At 73.3% G+C, this 17617-nt stretch carries 18 protein-coding genes and 1 pseudogene; 8 read left to right on the forward strand and 11 right to left on the reverse strand.

From position 1 onward, the window contains the following. Positions 1 to 366: 366 nt before the first annotated feature. Positions 367 to 801: an ATP-binding protein gene (locus ACGFIG_RS09605; RefSeq protein WP_393000947.1), complete on the reverse strand. Its 435-nt coding sequence runs from the start codon at positions 799 to 801 to the stop codon at positions 367 to 369. Next, entirely contained in the window at positions 801 to 1157 is a 357-nt protein-coding gene (locus ACGFIG_RS09610) for an STAS domain-containing protein (protein ID WP_393000949.1), read from the reverse strand. Before ACGFIG_RS09610 ends, ACGFIG_RS09605 begins: the two co-directional genes overlap by 1 nt. Before the next feature lie 171 nt (positions 1158 to 1328). On the opposite strand from ACGFIG_RS09610, the gene ACGFIG_RS09615 reads away from it, so the two are divergent. The 4 genes from ACGFIG_RS09615 (at position 1329) to ACGFIG_RS09630 (ending at position 5636) form a co-directional block, all read left to right on the forward strand. Beyond that, positions 1329 to 3848 carry a DEAD/DEAH box helicase gene (locus ACGFIG_RS09615; RefSeq protein WP_393001409.1) on the forward strand — a complete coding sequence of 840 codons (2520 nt, stop codon included), beginning with the start codon at positions 1329 to 1331 and terminating at the stop codon, positions 3846 to 3848. Between the two features lie 90 nt (positions 3849 to 3938). After that, entirely contained in the window at positions 3939 to 4145 is a 207-nt protein-coding gene (locus tag ACGFIG_RS09620; RefSeq protein ID WP_151453425.1) for a hypothetical protein, read from the forward strand. A 269-nt stretch (positions 4146 to 4414) separates the two neighbouring features. Next, on the forward strand, positions 4415 to 4993 hold the full coding sequence (locus ACGFIG_RS09625) for a hypothetical protein (protein WP_393000951.1): 579 nt from the start codon (positions 4415 to 4417) through the stop codon (positions 4991 to 4993). 88 nt (positions 4994 to 5081) lie between these two features. Beyond that, positions 5082 to 5636 carry a hypothetical protein gene (locus ACGFIG_RS09630; RefSeq protein ID WP_393000953.1) on the forward strand — a complete coding sequence of 185 codons (555 nt, stop codon included), beginning with the start codon at positions 5082 to 5084 and terminating at the stop codon, positions 5634 to 5636. Between the two features lie 16 nt (positions 5637 to 5652). Here the strand turns inward: ACGFIG_RS09630 and ACGFIG_RS09635 are convergent, their stop codons facing one another. From ACGFIG_RS09635 to ssd, 8 genes and pseudogenes are all read right to left on the reverse strand, one after another. Continuing rightward, complete coding sequence (locus ACGFIG_RS09635; protein ID WP_393000955.1) at positions 5653 to 6108, reverse strand: hypothetical protein; 456 nt, start codon at positions 6106 to 6108, stop codon at positions 5653 to 5655. A gap of 374 nt (positions 6109 to 6482) precedes the next feature. Further along, entirely contained in the window at positions 6483 to 6881 is a 399-nt protein-coding gene (locus ACGFIG_RS09640; protein ID WP_393000957.1) for an Rv3654c family TadE-like protein, read from the reverse strand. Next, on the reverse strand, positions 6878 to 7276 hold the full coding sequence (locus ACGFIG_RS09645; RefSeq protein ID WP_393000959.1) for a TadE family type IV pilus minor pilin: 399 nt from the start codon (positions 7274 to 7276) through the stop codon (positions 6878 to 6880). Before ACGFIG_RS09645 ends, ACGFIG_RS09640 begins: the two co-directional genes overlap by 4 nt. Beyond that, positions 7273 to 7401 (reverse strand): DUF4244 domain-containing protein, encoded by a 129-nt coding sequence (locus ACGFIG_RS09650; protein ID WP_208418639.1) that lies wholly within the window; start codon positions 7399 to 7401, stop codon positions 7273 to 7275. Before ACGFIG_RS09650 ends, ACGFIG_RS09645 begins: the two co-directional genes overlap by 4 nt. 63 nt (positions 7402 to 7464) lie before the next feature. Then, positions 7465 to 8244, reverse strand: a complete 780-nt coding sequence (locus tag ACGFIG_RS09655) for a type II secretion system F family protein (RefSeq protein ID WP_393000961.1) — start codon at positions 8242 to 8244, stop codon at positions 7465 to 7467. Next, positions 8244 to 8573 (reverse strand): annotated as a pseudogene (locus ACGFIG_RS09660) (hypothetical protein); the annotation flags it as partial. The pseudogene ACGFIG_RS09660 and the gene ACGFIG_RS09655, both read right to left, overlap by 1 nt. Before the next feature lie 971 nt (positions 8574 to 9544). Then, entirely contained in the window at positions 9545 to 10756 is a 1212-nt protein-coding gene (locus tag ACGFIG_RS09665; RefSeq protein ID WP_393000963.1) for a TadA family conjugal transfer-associated ATPase, read from the reverse strand. Next, positions 10753 to 11856, reverse strand: a complete 1104-nt coding sequence (gene ssd / locus ACGFIG_RS09670; RefSeq protein WP_393000965.1) for a septum site-determining protein Ssd — start codon at positions 11854 to 11856, stop codon at positions 10753 to 10755. Before ssd ends, ACGFIG_RS09665 begins: the two co-directional genes overlap by 4 nt. Before the next feature lie 215 nt (positions 11857 to 12071). On the opposite strand from ssd, the gene ACGFIG_RS09675 reads away from it, so the two are divergent. From ACGFIG_RS09675 to ACGFIG_RS09685, 3 genes are all read left to right on the forward strand, one after another. Beyond that, positions 12072 to 12605, forward strand: a complete 534-nt coding sequence (locus ACGFIG_RS09675) for a GNAT family N-acetyltransferase (protein WP_393000967.1) — start codon at positions 12072 to 12074, stop codon at positions 12603 to 12605. A gap of 111 nt (positions 12606 to 12716) precedes the next feature. Next, positions 12717 to 13181, forward strand: coding sequence for a hypothetical protein (locus ACGFIG_RS09680; RefSeq protein ID WP_393000969.1), 465 nt, complete (start codon positions 12717 to 12719; stop codon positions 13179 to 13181). Between the two features lie 511 nt (positions 13182 to 13692). Then, positions 13693 to 14499, forward strand: coding sequence for an HAD family hydrolase (locus tag ACGFIG_RS09685; protein WP_393000971.1), 807 nt, complete (start codon positions 13693 to 13695; stop codon positions 14497 to 14499). A 19-nt stretch (positions 14500 to 14518) separates the two neighbouring features. Here the strand turns inward: ACGFIG_RS09685 and ACGFIG_RS09690 are convergent, their stop codons facing one another. After that, positions 14519 to 15265 carry an oxidoreductase gene (locus ACGFIG_RS09690; protein WP_393000973.1) on the reverse strand — a complete coding sequence of 249 codons (747 nt, stop codon included), beginning with the start codon at positions 15263 to 15265 and terminating at the stop codon, positions 14519 to 14521. A 255-nt stretch (positions 15266 to 15520) separates the two neighbouring features. Here ACGFIG_RS09690 and acs point away from each other — a divergent pair, with 255 nt between their 5' ends. Further along, complete coding sequence (acs, locus tag ACGFIG_RS09695) at positions 15521 to 17485, forward strand: acetate--CoA ligase (protein ID WP_393000975.1); 1965 nt, start codon at positions 15521 to 15523, stop codon at positions 17483 to 17485. Positions 17486 to 17617: the final 132 nt, after the last annotated feature.

Below are 17617 nucleotides of genomic sequence, written 5' to 3' on the forward strand. Positions count from 1 at the left end.
CTGTACCGAACGCTCGCGCCGACCGGTGGAGACGCACCGTCCGGCGCCTGGATGCGAGTCGCAAGCACACGCCATCCACCCCGGCCGGACCAGCGACGAACAACCGTTCCCGCTGGCTGCGGGTTGGATCACTTGCTGACAACCCGCGTACTGTAGCCCTCCGCAGTGTTGGAGGTCACACCGAGGGGGCACCCCGGCCCGATGATCTTCGTCGCTGTGTTATGAGGAAAAATCTGATATAGGAGCCCATCCATGACTGAGAGGCCGCACCCTGCGGGGTGCGGCCTCTCACGGCGTACGACGGGGTTTCGGAAGCGCTTGAAGATCAGCTTGTGTCGCCCTCACCAAGGGCGGTGGAAGATCAGCTCAACGGCCGACGGGCCAGACCATCCGTACCTCGGTGCCGACGCCCTCGTCGACGGGGCGGACCTGAAGGTCCTCGACGAAACCGGCCAGCAGCGCGAAGCCGACGCCGGTCGTGAGGTCGTCCTCGTTGAGCGACTCGTTGGCGAGCTGGTCGGCGTTCAGCGCGGCCAGGCCGAGACCGGCCTCGATCGGCGCGCGGTCGACGACGCGCACGGCGTAGACACCCGTGTCGGACATCTCCACGAGCACGGGGTCGGGCACGCCGTACTGGCGGTGCAGGGCGACCGCGCGGGTGCACGCCTCGCCGATGGCCAGCCGTACCTCGTCGAGCAGCTCCTCGCGGACCCCGGCCCGCCGGGCGACCGCCACCCCGACCAGGCGCGCGGTGCGCACGTGCACCGGGGCCGGCGAGAAGGAGAGCTTGACCGTGGCCATCAGGCGCCTGAGCCGGCCGGGCCGGCGCCGATCGCCGCGTCGACTGTGGGGTGCAGCGGGAAGACCTGGTCGAGCGCGGTGATCCGGAAGATCTTGAGCAGCGGCTCCTTGTCGCAGACCAGCGCGAACGAGCCGCCGGCCGCGCGCAGCCGCTTGAGCGCGCCGACCAGCACGCCCAGCCCGGTGGAGTCGAGGAAGTCCACCCGACCCAGGTCGACCACGACGTGGCGGGCCCCGCCGTCGATCAGCTCGAGGAGCCGCTCCCGCAGCCGGGGGGCGGTGTAGACGTCCACCTCACCGCCGACTTCGAGCACCGTGTGCTCGCCCACGGTGCGGGTCGCCAGCGACAGCTCCATCGGTCCTCCCTCGCAAGAGCCGTAAACTCTCCTGGGCATCTAACCATCCCGCCGGATACCGGCTCTGCTCACCGGCGGAGGCTTCCTCATACCCCGGCCCCCCGTTTTCCATCTCCGAACACCAGTGCGAGAGTGCAGAACGTGACCACCGACGGCTCGAGCTCGGCGCGCCTGTCGCCCCGCCACGACCCGGAGCCGTCCTCCGTCCCCACCGGGCGCACGCCCGCGGACCTGCTGGGCCGGCTGCGCGCCCGCACCGGGGCCGACCCCGTCACCCACGTCGAGCGGGTGCCGGCCCGAGTCGGCGAGCCCGCCGCGTGGCCGGACTGGGCTCCGGAGGAGCTGCGCACGGCGTTCGCCCGACGCGGCGTGGTCGCGCCCTGGCGGCACCAGGCGGAGGCGGCCACCCTGGCGTACGAAGGCCAGCACGTGGTGGTCGCCACCGGCACCGCGTCCGGCAAGTCCCTGGCCTACCAGCTCCCCGCGCTGGCCACCCTGCTCGCCGACCCCCGGGCCACCGTGCTCTACCTGGCGCCGACGAAGGCGCTCGCCGCCGACCAGTTGCGGGCCGTCGCCGCGCTTGAGCTGGAAGGGGTACGCCCCGCCTGCTACGACGGCGACACCCCACGCGCCGAGCGGGAGTGGATCCGGAAGCACTCGCGGTTCGTGCTGACGAACCCGGACATGCTGCACCACGGCATCCTGCCGGGGCACGCCCAGTGGTCCGGCTTCCTGCGCCGGCTCACGTACGTGGTGATCGACGAGTGCCACACCTACCGGGGGGTCTTCGGCTCGCACGTCGCGCACGTGCTGCGCCGGCTGCGGCGGCAGTGCGCCCGGTTCCGGAGCACGCCCGTCTTCGTACTGGCCTCGGCCACCTCAGGTGATCCGGCGACGGCGGCCGGGCGGCTCACCGGGCTGCCCGTCGCCGCCGTCACCGAGGACACCTCGCCGCGCGGCGGGGTGACGTTCGCGCTCTGGGAACCGCCGCTGCTGCCGCCGGACTCCGCCGCCGACCAGCAGGCGGATCTCACCCAGGTCCGCCGCTCGGCGCTGCGGGAGACGGCCGACCTGCTCGCCGACGCGGTCGCCGAGGGCGTACGCACGCTCGCCTTCGTGCGTTCCCGGCGCGGCGCCGAGGTGGTCGCGGCGAACGCCCGCCGATCCCTCGACGAGGCGGTGCCCGGCCTCGGCGACCGGGTGGCCGCCTACCGGGCCGGCTACCTGCGCGAGGAGCGGCGCGAACTGGAACGCGCGTTGCTGCACGGCGACCTGCTCGGCCTGGCCTCGACCAACGCGCTGGAGCTGGGCGTCGACCTGGTCGGCCTCGACGCGGTGCTGATCTGCGGCTACCCGGGCACCCGGGCGTCGCTGTGGCAGCAGGCCGGGCGGGCGGGGCGCTCCGGGCAGGAGGCGCTCGCCGTGCTGGTCGCCCGGGACGACCCGCTCGACACCTATCTCGTGCACCACCCCGAGGCGGTCTTCGGGCGGCCGGTGGAGGCGACCGTGCTCGACCCGGCCAACCCGTACGTGCTGGCTCCGCAGCTCGCCTGCGCGGCGGCCGAGGCGCCGTTGACCCCCGACGACCTGGCTCTCTTCGGCGACGGGGCGAAGGAGGCGGTGGACCAACTGGTGGCGGCGGGGGCGCTGCGGCAGCGACCCACCGGCTGGTACTGGCGGCACCGGGAGCGGCCGGAGGTGGACCTGCGCGGCGAGGGTGGCGCGCCGGTCTGCGTGGTGGAGGCGGCGACCGGGCGGCTGCTCGGCACCGTCGACGGCGGCTCGTCGCACTTCCTGCTCCACCCTGGGGCGGTCTACCTGCACCAGGGCGCCTCGTACGTGGTCGACTCGCTCGACCTGGCCGACGGCTGCGCGCTGGTGCACCCCGAGGAACCGGACTGGTCCACCCACGCCCGCGACGTCACCTCGCTGTCGGTGGTGTCGGTCCGCTCGTACGTGGACGCCGGCCCCGTCGGGCTCTTCCTCGGCGAGGTCGACGTGACCAGCCAGGTCGTGTCGTACCAGCGGCGGCGGATCGCCACCGGCGAGGTCATCGACACCCGTCCCCTGGACCTGCCGGCCCGGGAGCTGCGTACGGTCGCGGTCTGGTTCACCCTGTCGCCACAGTCGCTGACGGCCGCCGGGGTGGAACCCGCCGACGTGCCCGGCGCGCTGCACGCCGCCGAGCACGCCGCGATCGGCCTGCTGCCGCTCACCGCGACCTGCGACCGCTGGGACATCGGCGGGCTCTCCACGGCGGTGCACCCGGACACCGAGGCCCCGACGGTCTTCGTCTACGACGGGCACCCGGGTGGGGCCGGCTTCGCCGAGCGCGCGTACGGGACGGCGGCGACCTGGCTGCGGGCCACCCGCGACGCGATCGCCGAGTGCGGCTGCGAGGCCGGCTGCCCGTCCTGCGTCCAGTCCCCGAAGTGCGGCAACGGCAACAACCCGCTCTGCAAGCCGGACGCCGTCCGGGTGCTGGACGTGGTGCTCACCAACCTGCCCGACGCCGTGCCGGCACCCCGCCAGTCCGACGGCCCTTCCCACTTTCCCATCCCGGGGGAACGCGCCGCTGCGGACGATGCCGCCATCAGCGGTCCCGAGGGCTCGGGCGGCTCCCGCTCCCCGGCGGTGGCGGAACCGCCTGTCGGGGAGGCCCCCGTCCCGAGTCGCGGGAAGCAGGCATAGAACCTCTTCTCCCCGGGCATCAAGGACGTGGGAGCGCTTCCATGCAAGTTCGCGGATCCCCAGCTGCCCTTCCCGCCCGAAGGAGGAGTCGTGGCCGACACCATCGCCGAGACCGTCGACCTGCTCTACACGATCGACCAGGAGAAACTCACCCTCGACCAGCAGATCGCCCTGGGCTCCGCGCTCGCCGGGCTGGCGCAGGCCGAGCGCCTGGAGCAGATCAACGAGCGGCTGCGCAGCATCCACCAGGTCCTCAACGCGTGGGCGCTGAAGGCGACCGTCGACGGCGGGCGCTGAGCCCGGTGCACGCGGACCGCCCGTTGCGGCTGCCGGTGCGTGGCTGACCGGCTTGCGGTGCCGATGCGTGCGACCCTGTTGCGGTGCCGGTGCTTGGCTGACCGGATTGCGAGTGGCGGTGCCTAACTGAGCGGGTTGCGGTGCCGGTGCGTGCCTGACCGGGTTGCGGGTGGCGGAGCCGGGCGGGCTGCGGGTGGGGCCGCGTGACCTGTGGGCGGCAGCGCGGTTGAAGCTGTGCGACACTCCGGCGACCCCTCGAAGGAGAACCCATGCAGCCCGACAACTTGCAGGCCCAGCAGCAGTTCCACATCCGGCAGCGGATCCGGATGATGGTCAACCAGTACGAGGTGCACTCCGTCGCACCGGACGGCTCGGAAGGTGGGCTGCTGGCGTTCGCCCAACAGAAGCGGCTCGCCTTCAAGGAGCAGGTGACGATCTACACCGACGACTCGAAGCAGCAGCCCCTGCTCGGCTTCAAGGCCCGCCAGCGTCTCGACCTCGGCGCCACGTACGACGTGACCGACCACGCCGGCAGCCCGATCGGCCTGTTCCGCAAGGACTTCGCCCAGTCCCTGCTGCGGTCCACCTGGCACGTCGAGCAGCCCGGCCTGCCGCAGGTCACCGGCCAGGAACGCAGCATGCCGGTGGCCCTGCTGCGCCGCTTCGTCGACTCGCTGTCCTGGCTGCCCTACCACTTCGACTTCGTCGCCGGCGGTCAGCCGGTCTTCTCCGTCATCAAGAAGTGGGGCCTGCGCGACCGGTACGTCGTCCAGATCCACCAGCCGCAGGTCGACCGCCGCCTCGTGATCGCGATGGCCATCGCCCTCGACGCACTCCAGGGACGCTGATCCGTCCGGGCCGGGGTGTCGACTCCCGGCACCCCGGCCCGAGCACGACCCGAGCCCGGCATGGCGAGGGGTCATTAGGTTTGTCCGCATGACAGATCCGATGCCCGACACTCGTTCGGCTCGTCAGTTGGTGCGAGCCTCCGACGACGTGATCGACGGCATCACGCAACAGGTGCAGTCACCACCAGGCCTGCCGAACCCGATCCGGAACCCGATCACGACAGCGGTATGGGCCTTCCTTTTCACCTGGCCGCCGACCCTCGTCGTGCTTGTGGCCGCGACAGTCGCCGTGCCTTCGCAGACCAACGACGCTGGCGTCGGTACGGCAGCGATCTGGGCGCTGGACATCGCCCTGCTGATCGCGATCGCGGCGTCGGTCAGCACGATCTGGCAGCGCGACCCCAAGCCCGGCCCGGACGGCACGGCACAGCCAATTCAGCGGGTTCTGCTGCGCGTGGCGGCCCAGGCGCTGCTCACCGGCGCCTGCGGCTGGCTGGTGCTGGCGCTGCACGGGCTCGCCACCGGCCAGATCGTCTCGTTGGTGGTCGCGCTCATTGTCGTGCTGAACCTGCTGCCCGTGATCGCCGCCCGGCTGCTGCGCCGGGGTCGCGGGCGCAGCGGGACGCCGCCCACCCGGGCCTGAAACACTCGCCGCCGCGCTACCCGCCCTCGGCGCCAGCGATCCGGGCCGCCTCTTCGCGCGCCCGGTTCACGATCGTCTCCGCCTCCCGCCGCGCGGTGTCGACGAGTTCCTCGGACTCACGCCGCGCCTCGTTGCGGTGGTCTTCCCCCTGTTTCTCTGCGAGCCTGAGGATCTGTTCCACCCGGTTGCCGAGACCACTGAGCGTGGGCCGCGTCTGATCCTGCCACCGTTGCTCCGCGGCAGCCGCTCTCTCCGCGGCCGTCATGGAAGTGGTCAACCAGGCGTCCCCGTCAGGGTCGACCGTGTTGTCCCCCGTTGGAGCGGATCCCGCTGTGCCGACCAGGGACAGGCCGACACCGAGCACGGCGACCGCGACGCCGGGCCAGGCGGCATCCGCGCCGAGGGACGAGCCGACGGCGACGCCGACACCCAGCCCGAAAAGGATCGCAGCGGTCCTGACCGGCTTTCTCATGGAGCCTCCTCCAGCGGTACGGTCGGAGCTGAGCTTCCTGTTCCCAGGATGGCGAGCGACGTCCACCCCGAACGACATCCCTCCGCACGAGCCAGCGGGTGAGGCAGGGGCCACCCCGAGGCGGGTGGGAGCCAATTTCCGTGCCGTCTGTGCGACCGCCCCTCCGGTTGGCGGGTTGATCACCAACCCCGCTGGTCGTACGAAGATCGCCCGTCGTGCCGTTGCCGCCCCGTTGGCGTCCACAATCAACGGAGATCGCCCGTCGTGCCGTAGCCGCCCCGTTGGCGTCCACAATCAACGAAGCTCGGCTGCCGGGACGGTAAGCCTCCGCTCTGCGCAGCCCGGCGGTCTGGGGCCTGGTGCGCAGCAGGGGTTCAGCCGCGCACCGGGCCGGCACGGGCACTGGCCGTCGCCACCCGCGCCACCCTCGACAGTGGGTTGACGGCAACCTCCACGGTCACCAGGACATCGAGACCGTCGAGCCGACAGGCGAGCAGCCGGCCACCGTTGGCGGCGGCGATGTCGGCCGCCCGCCCGCAGGCGCCCGCCTCGCCCCACAGCCCACGGCCCGCACCGGCCAGCGCGGCGAAATCCGCCGCCACCCGGGCCTGTTGCCGGGCGGCCCGGGCCGCGCCGACGGCGGCACCGAGCGACCCGACCAGGACGAACACCAGCCCCACCGCGAGCAGACAGACGGTCGCCCCACCACGCTCCCCCGCGCTGCCGCCTGAGCCTCGGGCCGACCGGTCTCCGAACCACCGGCGCCCGCTCACCGTCCACCCGCCGGGGCACCCGGGGCAGGTGTGGCAGCTCCCGCGACCCCGGGTTCGAGGGCCGCGACCGCCGTGGCGGTCACGGCGATCCGGGGCAGTCGGGAGCCGAGCGCGCGTACGGGCGCCCGGACGGTGGCGACGACCCGCTGTCCGTCGACGGTGACGGTCACCTCCGCTCCCGGCGGGGCCACACCGCTGGCTGCGGCGTCCCCGTCGGCGCCCCGGGAGGCGGCCAGCGCCGCCTCCCGGGCCGCGTGGAGGCAAGATGCCCTCGTGCCGACGGCGTTGACCGCCGACAGCCCGCCGAGCAGGAGCAGCAGGAGCGCCGGCAGGCCGGCCGCCAGTTCGGCGGTGAAGGAACCCCGGTCGCGGCCGGCCGACCGGCGCCCGTTCACTTCAGTGCCCGGTCGATGACGGCGGTCAACGCGGACTGCACGTTGCCCGAGGTCAGCACCTTCAGCAGGATCCCGGCGAAGGCGACGGCCGCCAGGGTGCCGACGGCGTACTCGGCAGTGTTCATTCCCGCGTCCCCGCGCAGGCGGGCAAGCAGTTTGCGCACGTTCTCGTCCTTTCTCGGAGATGGTCAGAGCACGTCGCCGAGGACGGCGACGATCACCGGCACCAGGCCGGCGAGAATGAAGGCCGGCAGGAAGCAGAGCCCCAGCGGCAGGACGATGAGCACGCCGGCCCGGCGGGCGGCCGCCTCCGCGGCCGTGGACCGGTCGGCGCGGAGGTCGTCGGCGAGTCGGGTCAGCGCGCCGGCCAGCGCGGCTCCGCTGTTCGCGCTGCGCAACACGGCGGCCGTCAGCCGCTCGGCCCCCGGCACCGCCGCGAGCGGAGCCCACGCCTCCTCGGGGCCGCCGCCGAGCCGCAGCAACCGGCCGACCCGGGCGAGCCGGTCGGCGAGCGGTCCGTCCAACGCCCCCGCCACGGCCAGGATCGACCTGTCCACGGGCGCTCCCGCCCTCATCGCCGCCGCCAGTAGATCGGCGGCGAGTGGAAGATCGGCCGCCTCCCGTAGCCGCCGGTTCCGTACGGCCGGAGGCTCGATGCGGCGGAGCAGCCGGTCGAGCAGCAGTGTCGTCGGCACGGCCGCCACCGCCCCGGCCACTCCGCCGACGACGACCACGACCGCCACGCCGCCCAGGCCGGCGGCGACGCGGATGGCGTCCGGTCGCCGGCGGCGGGACACGGCGTCGCCTGCCGCAGCGACCGGTCGGCGGGGCAGGACCGCCGGGTGTACGCCGACGGGCGCCCTGCGCAGGGCACGCAGACGCCGCAGAGGGCGCCGGCCCGACGCGAGCATCACGGCCAGCATGGCCGCCGCCGCCACGAAGCCCACCGCCAGCGCCACCCGGGGCATCAGCTCGCCCGTCCCGGCGCCGCGCCGAGTCGCTCGGCCCAGAACAGTCCCGCGACCTGGAGCGCGATGGCGACGACCGCGCACGCGCCGCCGACGGGGGTGTGCAGCAGCACGGCCACCGGATCGACGCCGATGCCGTAGCCGAGCCCGATACCGCCGAGCGGCAGGACGGCGAGCAGCAGGGCGGTGGCTCGTGCCCCGGCCGCCTGTGCCTCCGCCCCAGCCAGCCCACGATCGGACGCGCGGGCGTCCGCCTCGATCCGCTCCAGCAACTCGGCCAGCGGAGCGCCCGTCTCGTCGGCGAGGCGCACGGCCGCACCGGCCAACCGGTCCAGGCGTCCCACCCCGCCCCGATCGTCGTCCGCCGCCTTGCTCCCCTGGACTTCGCCGCGCTCACCCGAACCCGTCTCCGCTCGCGACTGTGGGACTCCGTCGGTCCCCGCCGCGCCGGAAGTGAGCCGCTCCGCGGCGACCGGTACCGGCAGGCCGGCCCGAAGGTCCGCGGCCAGGCCGCAGAGCTGGTCCAGCCGATGCCGACGGGCCCGGACGGCGTGCTGGCCAGCCTTCCGTCGAAGCAGTGCGCGGACGATCAACGTGCCGTAGGTGCCGACGGCCACCGCCGCGACCGGGCCGGCCAGCAGCAGGCCGGCTCCGGCACCGACCGACGCGGCGAGCAGCAGGGCACGCCTCGGTGACTCCGTCAGCAGCTCCGAGCGGAGCCACCTCGCCCGCAGCCCTGCATCGGGCGGTTCGCTCACCGTCCCGGGTCGACGGAACGGGGCAGCTGTCGGGGCGGGCGTTCCACCGGGCCGTCGGGCGTCCCGCCGCGCAGGTGGTCGGGCTCGGCCGGGGTCTCCGTCACCGGGGCGGACCGATCCCGCTGGTCGCGCCGCGCCGGGGTCGTCTCCGGCAGACCAGGGCCAGGGCGACCGGCCGGCCGCGTTCCACGACGACCACCGATCCCCACCAGCCGGTACGCGTCCGCCGCCGAGACCGCCGCCGGTCGGAGCAACCGAGCCTGCCGGTGGCTGCCGAAGGTGGGCCCTGGGCTCGTCGTACGCATCGCGGCGGGTGTACGCAACGCCTCCGTCGACGCGCACGGCAGGGGTCATCGGGTCGCGATCGGGTGTACGACGCAGTTCGGCGATCCAGTCGACGAGCGGGTCCTCGGCGGCGCGCACGTCTCCCCCGATGCCGGCAACCAGTACGCCCCGCAGGCCCCGACCGCCCCGCACCGCCCCGGCCACCAGCACCGCCGCCGCGAGGGCCGAGAGCAGCGCCACCAGCGCGAACGGGGTGCTCACTTCGGTCCCGCCGATCCGGGCCACGGTTCGGTCAGGACCGGCGGCACCGGCACGGCCCGTTCCCGCAGCAGTGCGGCGAGCGCCGGGGCGGCGAGGTCGAGCCCCCGACCGCGTACCCAGGCGGGGACCGCGGTGACCAGCCGATCGGGGCCCTCCGGCAGCAGCAGGCAGATCGATTCCAGCACCCGGCCCTCGGCGCTCCGGCGTACCTGGAGCAGCACCTGGAGCGCGGCGGACACCTGGGCGTGCAGCGCGGGCCGGGGCAGCCCGCCGAGCATCCCGAGGGCCTCCAGCCGCGCCGGCACGTCCGACGGGGCGTTGGCGTGCAGGGTGCCGGCGCCTCCGTCGTGGCCGGTGTTCAGGGCGGCGAGCAGATCGACCACCTCACCGCCCCGGCACTCGCCGACCACCAGCCGATCGGGCCGCATCCGCAGGGCCTGCCGCACCAGGTCGGTCAGCCCGACCGCGCCGGAGCCCTCCACGTTGGCCGTCCTCGCCTGCAATCCGACGACGTGTGGGTGCCGGGGGTGCAGCTCGGCCGCGTCCTCCACCAGCACGATCCGCTCGGTGCCGGGGACAAGCCCGAGCAGCGTGTTCAGCAAGGTCGTTTTGCCCGAGCCGGTGCCGCCGGTCACCAGGTACGCCAGCCGGGCCGCCACCACGGCGGAGAGCACCGGCGCCACCGGTCGGGGAACCGTCCCCTGGCTCACCAGCTCGTCGAGGGTGAAGGGCCGCTGCCGGAAGGTCCGCAGGGACAGGTAGGGCCCGTCGGTCGCCACCGGCGGCAGCACGGCGTGCAGCCGGGTGCCGTCGGGGAGCCGGGCGTCCGCGTACGGGGAACCGTCGTCGAGCCGTCGGCCGGCGCTGGCGGTGAGCCGCTGCGCGAGTCGGCGTACGTCGTCGACCGTGCCGAGCGGCACCGCCACCTGGTGCAGGCCCCGTCCCCGGTCCACCCAGACCCGCACGCCGTTGACGAGTACGTCGGTGACCTCCGGGTCGGCCAGCAACGGGGCGAGCGGACCGGCTCCCACCAGATCGTCGTGCACCTGGTCGGCCATCCGCAGCACGGCGGTGTCGCCGAGAACGGCGGCGGTCGGCTCCGCCCGTACGGCTGACACGATCGCGGCGGGGGTGACCGGCGCCGCCGCGGCCGCGATGCGCTGGCGCACCCGCGCGGCGAGGGTGTCACCCTCGGACGGCCCGGTCATGCCGCACCCGCCGCCGGGGTGCCGGTCAGCTCGGCGACGATCCGCTGGCAGAGCGCGGCCAGCGGACCCCGACCGTGCGCGGCCGGGGCCTCGCCCCGCTCCAACCCACGGGCCAGCGCGGGTTCCGGGCGCAGCGTGCCGGCCAGCGGCAGCGCTAGTGCCCGGGCCACCTCCGCCGCCCCGAGGCGGCCCGGTGCCGGGCCGCGCACGATCACGGACATCGCGGCGCAGTGCGGTGCGGCGGCCGCCACCACCCGGGCCGCTGCGGCGGTGGCCCGCAGCTCGGCGGGGACCACCACGTAGACCTGGTCCGCCGCCTGCAACGCGGTCACGGCGGCGTCGTCCAACTGCCGGGGCAGGTCCACCACGACGAAGTCCCGGCCCCGGCGCGCGGCGTCGACGGTCGCCGCCATCGCCTGGGCGGGAAGGGCGAGCAGGTCGCCCCGGTCCCAGGAGAGGACCACCAGGTCACCCCGGCTCGGTAGGGCCCGCACCAGCGCCGGCGCGTCGACCCGGCCGTCGGCGCCGGTCAGCGCCGGCCAGCGCAACCCCTCCAGCTGTTCCCAGCCGAGCACCAGGTCGAGGCCGCCGCCGAGCGGGTCGGCGTCGACGAGCAGGGTACGCAGCCGAGCCCGGGCGGCGGTGACGGCGAGCCCGCCCGCCAGGATGCTCGCTCCGGCGCCGCCCCGCCCGCCCAGGACCGCGACGATCTGCGCGCCGCCCCGCTCGACGCCCTCCGGTCCACACTCGGCGAACCGGTCGACCAGCCAGGGCTCGGCGGCCGGCAGCGTCGCCACGTGCTCCGCGCCGATCAGCTCGGCGACCTGCCAGCCGGGATCGAGCTCCCCGGACCGGCCGACCAGCACCATCCGTGGCCGCTGCGGCAACCGCGCCCGCAGGCAGGGCTGAGCCTGGTCGGCGCCGACCAGCACCAGCGGAGCGGGCAACCAGCGGGTGCGGGCCGCCGCCGGGTCGGCGGCGAGTTCCACCTCGACGCCGCCCGCCGCGGCGAGCCGGAGCAGGTCGTCGAGCAGATCACCGTCCGAGGTGACGAGCAGCGGCAGGGGCCGGTGCGGTGGAACGGAGGTACGGGGTGGCATCGCGGCCTCCAGCGGTCGGGCTCGGGGTTGCTGACCCGAGACCCTGCTCCGGAACCGCCCCTCGGCGCCGCCCGATCTCCACAGCCTGTGGATAACCGCAGGCTCTGTGGACAACGCCCGCCGCGCGAGTCGATCTGCTATGGGCTCCGGCGGTCGCGCTCGGCGTCGGCCGCAAATTGGTTTGGATGACCATGCCGGCCCTCCGACAATGGCGCATGAGCATCACCGTCCCGACCGCACAGGCCTGGAACGTGGCCCCGGCCCTCGTCGGCTCCACTGCGGCGACAGACCTGCTGCGGGACTACTACACCGAGGTCAGCAACCGCTACCACCAGCTCCACCTCGGCCGCCCGTCCACGCCTCACGAGATCGAAGAGGGCCTTGCCGCCACGCCGAGCGACGACCTCGCTCCGCCAACCGGACTGCTCCTGCTCGCGCGACACGGCGACGACCCGGCCGGCTGCGTGGGTCTGCGGATACTCGACCCGTACACCGCCGAGTTGACCCGGATGTTCGTGCGCCCCGCGCTGCGGGGCCTGGGCGGCGGTGCGCGGCTGCTGGTCGCGGCGGAGAGATTCGCACGTGACCTGGGCGCGGAACGAATCGTGCTCGACACCCGTCTCGACCTGGTCGAGGCCCGTGCGCTCTACGTGCGGCACGGCTATGTCGAGATCCCGGCATACCACGACGGCACGTACGCGGAAATCTTCTACGAGAGGAGACTGTCGTCCAGCTCGAACAAGAAGTAGAGCAGGCGACCAAGGTGGTCATGGCCTGTGCCTGCCGGAGCCGAGCGCGGCGACCGGATCCGCCCGACGAAGATCAGGACTTCTCGGCCGTTGGTTTGGCAGAGTGATGCCGTGAGTGATGGGCACGGCCTGGACGAACCCGGCACCGACCAGCCCTCCGCGACGACTCTGAGAATCGCAAGGCAGCTGGCACAGGAGTTGGCGGCGGTGGCGACTGTGGAGATCGACGACTGCAAGGGCGGAATATCGGTCAGCGTCACACCGCGCAATCCTCGTGCTCGTGCTTTCGGCTGGGCGGAGTTCTCCGATCAGCTCATCCTTCAGGTCGGCGACTACGGCGGCCGATGGGAACTGGGCGCTGGTCCCGAAGACGTCGCTCTGCTTGAAGACATCACTCGCTCGGTGATCGCCGGCAGAGTTCGGGAGGTGTTCGCTCCGGGTCGCTCGGCCATCTCGGTCCTGCTCGCCGATGGAGCCGTGGAGACCGAGATCGGAGTCGAAGCGCCGGCCGGATGCCTGCCGCTACCCTTCTGGCGGCGTTGGTCCCGCAGCATCCAGTACGCCCCGTACAGGTAGTGGCGCTCCAGCGTCGTGCTGCTCCCCTTCGACAAAGCGGTCGTCAACGACGCTCAATCGTTATACGCACACCCGGACGACTACGCCCATCGGGTCCGGCTAACGTTCGCTGACTCCGCCTGGCACCACGCCGCGCCAGCCGGGGCGAGGCCCATCCACCTGCACAAATAGGCACGCGGGAAAGGGACGACCCCCGTCGGGGGGAGACGGGGGTCGTCGAAGGTTCGGCTCCGGGGGGGTCGAGCCGAACCCGCTCAGCGGTCGCGGGGGGTGCAACCGCCGAGGGTCTGCCTGTTGTACGAGATGTGAACGCTCGTCGCGTCGACAAGTCTGCCTGAGCGAACGTGTATACGTCGAGTGGTGCCGCCCCCACTCCCCGCGAAATAAATTTCGCAGAGTGTGACTCTCGTCACTGTGCGCGAGGGTGGCGGGGGCTCGGCCCGCAGCTCCGAGGGGTCGTTGGGCCCCGGGCACCCGCCGACCATAGACCATCCGGCTAGACTTTCGCGCCGTGGGCCGAAGTGCCGCTTTCTTCGATCTGGACAAGACCGTCATCGCCAAGTCGAGCGCCCTGGCGTTCGGTCGGCCGTTCTACCGGGACGGCCTGATCACCCGGCGTGACGTGGTCAAGTCGGCGTACGCGCAGCTGATGTTCCGGCTGGGCGGCACCGACGAGCAGACCATGGCCAGGACAAGGGACTACCTCGCCGCGCTCTGCAAGGGCTGGCCGGTGGAACAGGTCCGCCAGATCGTCGCGGAGACCCTGCACGAGCTGATCAACCCTTACGTGTACGCCGAGGCCGCCGCCCTGATCGAGGAGCACCAGGCCGCCGGCCGGGACGTCGTCCTCGTCTCCGCCTCCGGCGAGGAGATGGTCCGGCCGATCGGCGTACTGCTCGGGATCACCGATGTCATCGCCACCCGGATGGGCGTGGTGGACGGCCGCTACAGCGGCGAGGTCGAGTTCTACGCGGCCGGCCCGAGCAAGGTCGACGCGGTCGGCGAGCTGGCCGCGGAACGCGGCTACGACCTGGCCGACTCGTACGCCTACTCCGACTCGTACAGCGATCGGCCGCTGCTGGAGTGCGTCGGCCATCCGTCGGTGGTCAACCCGGACCGGCAGCTGCGCAGGCTCGCGATCGAGAACTCCTGGCCGGTGCTGGAGTTCCGGCACCCGATCCCCCTGGGGCGGCGGCTGCGCGAGCGCCCGGCCGTCCCGGTCGCGGCGGCGGCGCTGGGTGTGGGCGTGGGTGTCGCCATCGGCATCGCCTGGTACGGCCGCCACCGCCGCACCCGCACCACCCCCACGCCCGCCTGAGCCCGCCAGCCGGGGACGGTCAGGACGCCGCGAGGATCTCGTCGCCGATGGTGGTGAGCTGGTCGGCGCCGACCTCCACCGCCGCCATGTAGTGGCGCAGCCAGGAGCGCAGGCCGTCCGGGGTGCCGGTGGCGAATGCTCCGGCCGCGCCGACGTACTCGGGCTCGCGCTCGTGGTGACCGACGTCAACGGCGAGCAGGCCGCGCGGGTCGAGCCCGCTGGACAGCAGCACCAGCCGGGCGGCGCCCCGGGCCACCACCCCGGACGGCCCGGCGAAGGGGCGCAGGTTGAGCAGTTCGCCGTGGACGACGGCCGCCAGCACCAGCGGCGAGACCTTCGTGCCGCCGGCGACGAGCCCGGCCAGCCCGTCCAGGCGGGCGGCGACGACCGGGTCGGTCACCGGACGGCCCAGTTCGGCCTCGCCGACGACGTCGCGGGCGGCGAGCACGTGCAGCTTCGCCAGCGCCTGCCGGGGCGCCTTCGGCCAGAGTTCGGTGAGGCCGGGCAGCGCCCCGGCGACCCGCAGCGCGCCCTGGACCACGGGCTCGGTCACCGTTCCGGCGCGTACCGCCTCGCGGTCGCGGGCGTACCCCTCCAGGGCGGCGCTGGCCACCGCGGACCGGAGGCTGACCTCGGCCGCGACCTGGCCACCGTGCCGGCGCAGCGCGCGGTGCCCCAACGCCTGGTCGAACCGCTCGCGGGCCCGCTCGACGGCGGAGGCGATGTCGGCGAGCGCGAGCAGCGGGGCGAGCGGGTCGGCGGTCACCCCGTCACGCTATCGACTGCCCGGCATGCCCCGCCGACGAGCCGACCGAAAGCGACAAGCGCCACCCGCTCCGACGTTGGCAGGGTCGTTCATGCCCTGCCAAGTGGCCCTTCCTTGCGTCCGGATCACCGTCCGGCGCGTCGCGGGGGCCGCTCGGCGCGCGTTGGCGGAACCGGCGGTCGCCCGCGCTGGTCGCCCCGACTAACCTTCTGCCCTAGAGAGACGCAGGTCACCCGATCGACGAGGGAGCACGGCATGAGCGAGGCATTGGCCAATCTGCTGAACGAGACGCGCCAGTTCCCGCCGCCAGCCGAACTCGCCGCGAACGCCAACGTCACCGCCGACGCGTACGACGAGGCCGACGCCGACCGGCTGGCGTTCTGGGAGCGGCAGGCCGGGCGGCTGACCTGGGCGCGGCAGTGGGACCAGGTGCTCGACTGGTCGAAGCCGCCGTTCGCGAAGTGGTTCGTCGGCGGGCAGCTCAACGTGGCGTACAACTGCCTGGACCGGCACGTCGAGGCCGGCCTCGGCGACAAGGTCGCCATCCACTGGGAGGGCGAGCCGGGCGACACCCGCACCATCACGTACGCCGACCTGCACCGGCTCACCTGTCAGGCGGCGAACGCGCTGACCGAGCTGGGCGTCGCCGCCGGCGACCGGGTGGCGATCTACCTGCCGATGGTCCCCGAGGCGGCGGTCGCGATGCTCGCCTGCGCCCGGATCGGCGCCACGCACAGCGTGGTCTTCGGCGGCTTCTCCGCCGACGCGCTGACCAACCGGATCCAGGACGCCAGCGCCAAGGTGGTGATCACCGCCGACGGCGGCTACCGCCGGGGCAAGCCGTCGGCGCTGAAGCCGACCGTGGACGAGGCGGTGGCGAACTGCCCGTCGGTCGAGCACGTGCTGGTGGTGCGCCGCACCGGCGAGGAGGTCGCCTGGTCGGCCAAGGACCGCTGGTGGCACGAGACGGTCGAGACCGCCTCGGCCGAGCACGACGCGCAGCCGTTCGACGCCGAGCACCCGCTGTTCATCCTCTACACCAGCGGCACGACGGCCCGCCCGAAGGGCATCCTGCACACCACCGGCGGCTACCTGACCCAGACGTCGTACACGACGCACGCGGTCTTCGACCTCAAGCCGGAGACCGACGTCTACTGGTGCACCGCCGACATCGGCTGGGTGACGGGGCACTCCTACATCGTCTACGGCCCGCTCTCCAACGGCGCCACCCAGGTCATGTACGAGGGCACCCCGGACACCCCGCACAAGGGCCGGTTCTGGGAGATCGTCGGCAAGTACAAGGTCAGCATCCTCTACACCGCCCCGACGCTCATCCGCACGATGATGAAGTGGGGCGACGACATCCCCGCCGGCTACGACCTGTCCTCGCTGCGGCTGTTGGGCAGCGTGGGCGAGCCGATCAACCCCGAGGCGTGGATGTGGTACCGGCAGCACGTCGGCGGCGGTGAGCTGCCCATCGTGGACACCTGGTGGCAGACCGAGACCGGGGCGATCATGATCTCGCCGCTGCCGGGCGTGACGGCGACCAAGCCCGGCTCCGCGATGACGCCGCTGCCCGGGATCGTCGCCGACGTGGTCGACGACCAGGGCCAGTCGGTGCCGAACGGCGGCGGTGGCTACCTGGTGCTGCGTGAGCCGTGGCCGTCGATGCTGCGCACCATCTGGGGCGACGACAACCGGTTCATCGAGACGTACTGGTCGCGGTTCGACGGGATGTACTTCGCCGGGGACGGGGCGAAGAAGGACGACGCCGGGCACATCTGGCTGCTCGGCCGCGTCGACGACGTGATGCTGGTGTCCGGGCACAACATCTCCACCACGGAGGTGGAGTCCGCGCTGGTCTCCCACCCGTCGGTGGCGGAGGCGGCCGTGGTCGGCGCGACCGACCCGACCACCGGGCAGGCGATCGTCGCGTTCGCCATCCCGCGCGGCACCACGGACACCGCCGGCGAGGCGGGCGAGAAGCTCATCGCCGAGCTGCGCAACCACGTGGCGAAGACGCTCGGCCCGATCGCCAAGCCCCGGCAGATCATGCTGGTGCCGGAGCTGCCGAAGACCCGCTCCGGCAAGATCATGCGCCGGCTGCTGCGCGACGTGGCGGAGAACCGCTCGCTCGGCGACGTCACCACGCTCCAGGACTCGTCCGTGATGGACCTGATCTCGTCCGGTATGAGCGGCGGCAAGTCCGACGAGGACTGACGCAGGCGTACGCCCCGATGGGTGGCGGTCCCTCGCGGACCGTCACCCATCGTCGTTTTCTTACGGGTGTACGACCGGCCGGTCGCGGACTGTCACATCGGTCGGTCGGGTGAGCCGAGAGAAGCTGAACGG

The sequence above is a fragment of the Micromonospora sp. NPDC049048 genome, from assembly GCF_043197615.1.
Classification (GTDB): Bacteria; Actinomycetota; Actinomycetes; order Mycobacteriales; family Micromonosporaceae; genus Micromonospora.